Origin of the sequence: Trinickia sp. (assembly GCF_051953955.1) — a bacterium.
Classification (GTDB): domain Bacteria; phylum Pseudomonadota; class Gammaproteobacteria; order Burkholderiales; family Burkholderiaceae; genus Trinickia.
Genome location: NZ_JBQCIF010000098.1, coordinates 1 through 5,852 on the forward strand (window position 1 = coordinate 1; position 5,852 = coordinate 5,852).

Sequence of the window (5,852 nt, forward strand, 5' to 3'; positions counted from 1 at the left end):
TCCAACTCAGCTTCATCTCACCGCGCCATCGATTCATGGCGCCGGTGACTCATTCGCGCCTCAAACGCGAATTGCGGTCCGCACTCGTTAATTTTCGACTGGAGAGGATCACGATGAAGACTCAAACGGCAATCGTTCAACGCGTGCCTTCGCTGCGTGCGCCGGGTCAACGCACCGTCGCGGCGCTCGTCACCGTGGCGCTCGGCTGTCTGCTGCCGAATGCACTGAGCGCCGCGATCGAGGAGCCGGCAACGCGCGTCGACGTCACCGGCGGTGCGATCGAAGGCGTCCGGACGTCGATGAAAACGGTGCAATTGCGCGAGTTCCGGGGCGTTCCCTACGCGCAAGCACCCGTCGGCGAACTCCGCTGGAAGCCGCCGCAACCGGTCTCTGCCTGGGCCGGCGTCCGCGACGCGCAGCAATTCGGCGCGCGCTGCATGCAGTTGCCGCTCTTTTCGATGCAATTTCGCTCGAGCCAAATGAGCGAGGATTGCCTTTTTTTAAACGTATGGACACCGGCGCGCACGGCCGGCGAAAAACTGCCGGTGCTCGTCTATTTCTATGGCGGCGGCTTCGCGGCGGGCGACGGCTCCGAGCCGCGCTACGACGGCGCGGCCCTCGCCTCGCGCGGCATCGTAACGGTCACGGTCAACTACCGGCTCGGCGTATTCGGCTTCCTGGCGCTGCCGGAAATGGCGCGCGAATCTCCTTATGGCGCTGCCGGCAATTTCGGTCTGCTCGATCAATACGCCGCGCTGCGCTGGGTTCGCGAGAACATCGCCCAATTCGGCGGTGATCCCGATGAGGTGACGGTGGGCGGGGAATCGGCCGGCTCGGTCGCCGTCAGCGCGCATATGGCGTCACCGCTCTCGAAAGGCCTCTTCGCCCGGGCGATCGGCGAAAGCGGCGCGGCCTTCGGCCCGCTCACGGTATGGTCGCGCGACGATGCGAAAACAGTCTCAGAAGGGTTCGCGCAGAAGATGAATGCAACGTCGTTGAGCGCGCTGCGCGCGATACCGGCAGACCAACTGCTGGCCGGCACGGGCACCAAGGAGCATCAAGAGTTCTTGTTTTGGCCGTCCGTGGACGGCCACTTTCTGACCCAACCGCTCGAAGCCACCTACGAGGCCGGCGCGCAAGCACGCGTGCCGCTGTTGACCGGCAGCAATTCCGCCGAGGCCCCGCACACGATGATCTTGGGCGAGCACGCGCCGACCCCGCCGCAATGGCGCACAACGCTCGAGCGTCTTTTCGGCCCTTATGCGGACGAGGCCCTCGCCCTGTACCCGGGCAACGATGGCGACGAAGTGCGCCGATCGGCCACGTCGCTCGCGAGCGATATCTTCATCAGCCATGCCACGCGCCGCTGGGTGGACGCGCACAGGCAAACCAGCGGCTCGCCCGTCTACTACTATTACTTCACGCACAAGCGTCCGCCGAAGCGAAGCCCCGAGGTCGGGCAACTACCGGAGGACGGGGCCGTGCATAGCAGCGAGATCAAGTACGCGCTCGATACGCTCGGAATGTCGAATCGCTTCCCCTGGCGGCTGAAGGACCGCATCGTAGCGGCCCTGTTCTCCGGCTATGTGGAGCAGTTCGTGAAAACGGGCTCGCCGAGCCGGCCGGGAGGGTCGGTTTGGCCCGCAGCGCGCGAAGACCAAGGCGGCCTGCTGCGTCAGGAAATCGGCGAAAAACCGCGGACCATCGTGGACCGCGATGAACCGCGGCACGCATTCCTTCGCAAGTACTACGCGGACAACCCGCTGCTGCCGTCCCATCCGCGCCGCTAGCGGGCCAGGGCCATGCGCCGCCGCCGCGCTCACGCCACGCTGTGAGCGTAATCGATCGTCAACGGCGCATGGTCGCTGAACTTGATGTCGCGAAAAATCGACGTCGCTTTCGCGGTTTCGGCAATGCCGGGCGTCGCTAAGTGATAATCGATGCGCCACCCGACGTTCTTCGCATACGCCTGGCCGCGATTGCTCCACCAGGTGTACTGCTCTGGGCGCGTATCGAGCCGGCGGAACACGTCGACATAGCCCACCTCGTCGAACAGCTTCGTGAGCCACGCACGCTCCTCGGGAAGGCAGCCCGAGTTTTTCTGGTTGCTCTTCCAGTTCTTGATGTCGATTTCCTTGTGCACGATGTTCACGTCGCCGCAGACGATGACCTCGCGCTCCTTGCGCAACTCGGCGAGGTGCGGCATGAATTCGTCCATGAACCGAAACTTGGCCTGCTGCCGTTCCTCGCCGCTCGACCCCGACGGCACGTAGACGGAAATGACGGATAGCTTGCCGAATCGCGCTTCCACGTACCGGCCTTCGGGATCGAACTCTTCGCTGCCGAAGCCGATCACGACATCGTCGGGCTCATGACGCGTGTAAAGGCCTGCGCCGCTGTAGCCCTTCTTCACGGCATGTTGGAAGTATCCCGTGAACCCGTGCGGCGCGAGGAACTCGGGTGTCATGTCGTCTTGCGAGCATTTGACTTCCTGTACGCAGACGATGTCGGCACTTTGCTCGCCGAACCATTCGAAGAAGCCCTTCTTGGCAGCGGATCGGATGCCGTTCAAATTGGCCGTGATCACTCGCAGCATGCGATGTCCTTGTTCTAACGATGAAGTTCAGGATAGGCAGCACCGGCGGTTATGCTCGGGTCTGTTGCGTTCGTCGCGTCTCTGGGTCGGCTTACATCTAGGTGACGGTGATGCCCTTCAACGATTCTTTCGCGGGAGGATATGCCAGATCCAAGCCTTCGAACACACGCAGCAGCAACGCGGCCACCATCACGTTTCGATGTGATTTCGAATCGGCCGGAACGACGTACCACGGGGCACGCTCGGTCGACGTCGCGGCGAGTGCGTCGGCATAAGCCGCCTGGTACGCGTCCCAATGCTTGCGCGCCTCGAGATCGGATCGATCGAATTTCCAGTGTTTCGTCTCGTCGTCGATTCGCGCCTGCAAGCGCTCGCGCTGCGCATCCTTCGAAATGTGCAGGAAGCATTTGAGGATTGCCGTGCCCGAATCCGCGAGCAGCGCTTCGAAATGACGAATGTGCGCATACCGGCGCTCGAGTTCCGCGGCATGAAGCTCGCCGAGGACGCGCGGTACGAGCACGTCCTCGTAGTGGCTGCGGTTGAAGATCGTCAGCTCGCCGGCGGCCGGTGCCTGTCGGTGTACGCGCCAGAGAAAATCGTGCGCCGCTTCGTCGGGCGTCGGGACGCGGAACGTCGCAATGCGCACGCCGAGCGGATCGACCTCATGAAAAACGGCGCGGATCGTGCCGTCCTTGCCGCTCGTGTCCATGCCCTGCAAGATGAGCAGCACGCGCTCGTGCCGCTGTGCGTGCAAGCGCTCCTGCATCTCGTCCAGCTTGACGGCTAGGGTCGCCAAGCGCTCTCGATCGCCTTGCTTCGAACCGGCCGAAAAAGGCCTGGCGCCCGCGTCGAACCGGTCCAGCGAAAACGCCTTGCCGCCTTCCTTGCCGCCTTTCTCGCCGCTATAGAACGGCACCCGGAAATCATCCAACCTCGCGCGCTTGACCATGCCTTTTCGTCCCCCCGTTCGAGCGTGAGCGGGGCCGGCGCCGCGAAGCGCCGGCCAGCCTCTTGGCATCGCCGATCGCGGCGAAGCTCACGACAGTTTCTTCTTGAGCAATTCGTTGACCTGCTGCGGATTGGCCTTGCCCTTCGTGGCCTTCATGGCTTGGCCGATCAACGCATTGAACGCCTTTTCCTTGCCGGCGCGGAACTCCTCGACCGATTTCTGGTTCGCCGCGAGCACTTCGTCGATGATCGCTTCCAGCGCGCCGGTGTCGGAGATTTGCTTCAAGCCCTTCGCCTCGATGATCCGGTCGGCCGCGCCTTCGTCCGTCGCCTTTTCGTCCCAGATGGCCAGGAAGATTTCCTTGGCGATCTTATTCGAAATCGTGCCGTCCGCGATTCGCTGCAAAACGAGTGCGAGCTGCGCGGCGGAAACGGGGCAGGCGTCGATTTCGAGACCGTCGCGATTGAGCTGCGACGACACCTCGCCCATCAGCCAGTTCGCGGCCGTCTTCGCTTGGGCCGGGCCGGCCTTCGCGACGACGGCTTCGAAGTAGCCCGCCATGGCCTTGCTCGACGTCAGCACCGTCGCGTCGTAAGGCGTCACGCCGTATTGCTCGGCGAAGCGCTGCTGCATCGCCGCGGGCAACTCGGGCATCTCCCCCAACACGCGCTCGATCCACCCCGCGTCGATGACGAGCGGCATCAGATCGGGATCGGGAAAATAGCGGTAGTCGTGCGCGTCTTCCTTGCTGCGCATCGAACGCGTTTCGCGTCGATCGGGATCGTACAAGCGCGTTTCCTGCACGACGGTGCCGCCGTCTTCGATCAACTCGACCTGGCGGCGCACTTCGTACTGGATCGCTTCTTCGAGAAAACGAAACGAGTTCAGATTCTTGATCTCGGCCCGCGTGCCGAATTCCTTCTGGCCAACGGGGCGCACGGAGACGTTGGCATCGCAGCGGAACGAGCCTTCCTGCATGTTGCCGTCGCAAATGCCCAGCCAGACGACGAGCGCGTGCAGCGTCTTCGCGTAGGCCACGGCCTCCGCGGCGCTGCGCATGTCGGGCTCCGTGACGATCTCGAGCAGCGGCGTGCCCGCGCGGTTCAGGTCGATGCCCGTCATGCCCGCGAAATCCTCGTGCAGCGACTTGCCGGCGTCTTCCTCGAGGTGCGCGCGCGTCAGATGGATCGTCTTCTCGTATGCCGCGGTGCCGGCCTTCTCATTGGCGGGCACCTGGATCGCGACCGTGCCGCCCTGCACGACCGGAATCTCGTATTGGCTGATCTGATAGCCCTTCGGCAGATCCGGATAGAAGTAATTCTTGCGCGCGAAGATGCTGCGCGGCGCGACCGTCGCGCCGATGGCGAGACCGAAGCGAATCGCGCGCTCGACGGCGCCGCGATTCATCACGGGCAGCACGCCCGGTAACGCCAAATCGACGGCGCACGCTTGCGTGTTGGGCTCGGCGCCGAAGCGCGTCGAGGCGCCCGAGAAAATTTTCGAGACGGTCGACAGCTGCGCGTGCGTCTCGAGACCGATGACGACTTCCCACTCCATGTTCATGCCTCCCGCGAAGCCGCTTGCGGCGCTTGCGTATGCCAATCCGTCACGCGCTGGAACGCATCGGCGATCTGCAGCATGCGGGCTTCGTCGAAATAATTGCCGATGATCTGCAGGCCGACCGGGCGGCCCGCGTTCGCGCCCGCGCCGAAGCCGCACGGCACGCTCATGCCGGGCAGGCCGGCCAAGCTGACCGACAGCGTGTAGATATCGGCCAGGTACATCTGCACGGGATCGTCGCCCTTCGCGCCGAGGTCCCAGGCAACCGAGGGTGCCACCGGCCCCATGATGAAATCGCAAGCTTTGAAGGCTTCTTGAAAATCCTGCGCGATGATGCGGCGGATTTTCTGGGCTTGCAGATAGTAAGCATCGTAATAGCCATGCGAGAGCACGTAAGTGCCGACTAGAATTCGGCGCTTCACTTCGGGGCCGAACCCTTCTGCGCGCGACTTCTTGTACATGTCGAGCAGATCGCGATACTCGCTCGCCCGATGGCCGTAGCGCACGCCGTCGAAACGCGACAGGTTCGACGACGCTTCGGCAGGGGCGATGACGTAGTAGACGGGGATCGACAGCTCCGTCTTCGGCAGCGACACGGGCACGAGCGTCGCGCCGAGCGCCTCGTATTGCTTCAGGGCCGCATCGACGGCAGCGCGGACGTCGCTTGCGAGCCCCTCGCCGAAGTACTCTTTCGGCAGACCGATGCGCAGGCCGGCGAGCGGCTTGCCCGCGGGTGCATCGGCCGTG

Annotated in this window: 5 protein-coding genes; 1 reads left to right on the top strand and 4 read right to left on the bottom strand. The window is 63.7% G+C overall.

Features of this window, described 5'->3' with window-relative positions; genetic code table 11:
• Positions 1 to 113: 113 nt before the first annotated feature.
• On the top strand, positions 114 to 1,790 hold the full coding sequence (locus ACTHNZ_RS19265; protein WP_440544164.1) for a carboxylesterase/lipase family protein: 1,677 nt from the start codon (positions 114 to 116) through the stop codon (positions 1,788 to 1,790).
• 29 nt (positions 1,791 to 1,819) lie between these two features.
• Here ACTHNZ_RS19265 and ACTHNZ_RS19270 read toward each other — a convergent pair whose 3' ends face one another.
• The 4 genes from ACTHNZ_RS19270 to ACTHNZ_RS19285 all read right to left on the bottom strand — a co-directional run.
• On the bottom strand, positions 1,820 to 2,596 hold the full coding sequence (locus ACTHNZ_RS19270) for an exodeoxyribonuclease III (protein WP_440544165.1): 777 nt from the start codon (positions 2,594 to 2,596) through the stop codon (positions 1,820 to 1,822).
• A 97-nt stretch (positions 2,597 to 2,693) separates the two neighbouring features.
• The gene (locus ACTHNZ_RS19275) at positions 2,694 to 3,545 is read right to left on the bottom strand and encodes a PPK2 family polyphosphate kinase (RefSeq protein WP_440544166.1); all 852 of its coding nucleotides are present in this window, start codon (positions 3,543 to 3,545) and stop codon (positions 2,694 to 2,696) included.
• 87 nt (positions 3,546 to 3,632) lie between these two features.
• Complete coding sequence (gene gatB / locus ACTHNZ_RS19280; RefSeq protein WP_440544167.1) at positions 3,633 to 5,108, bottom strand: Asp-tRNA(Asn)/Glu-tRNA(Gln) amidotransferase subunit GatB; 1,476 nt, start codon at positions 5,106 to 5,108, stop codon at positions 3,633 to 3,635.
• A partial coding sequence (locus tag ACTHNZ_RS19285) for an amidase family protein (protein WP_440544168.1) occupies positions 5,105 to 5,852 on the bottom strand: 748 nt, incomplete at its 5' end. The genes ACTHNZ_RS19285 and gatB, both read right to left, overlap by 4 nt.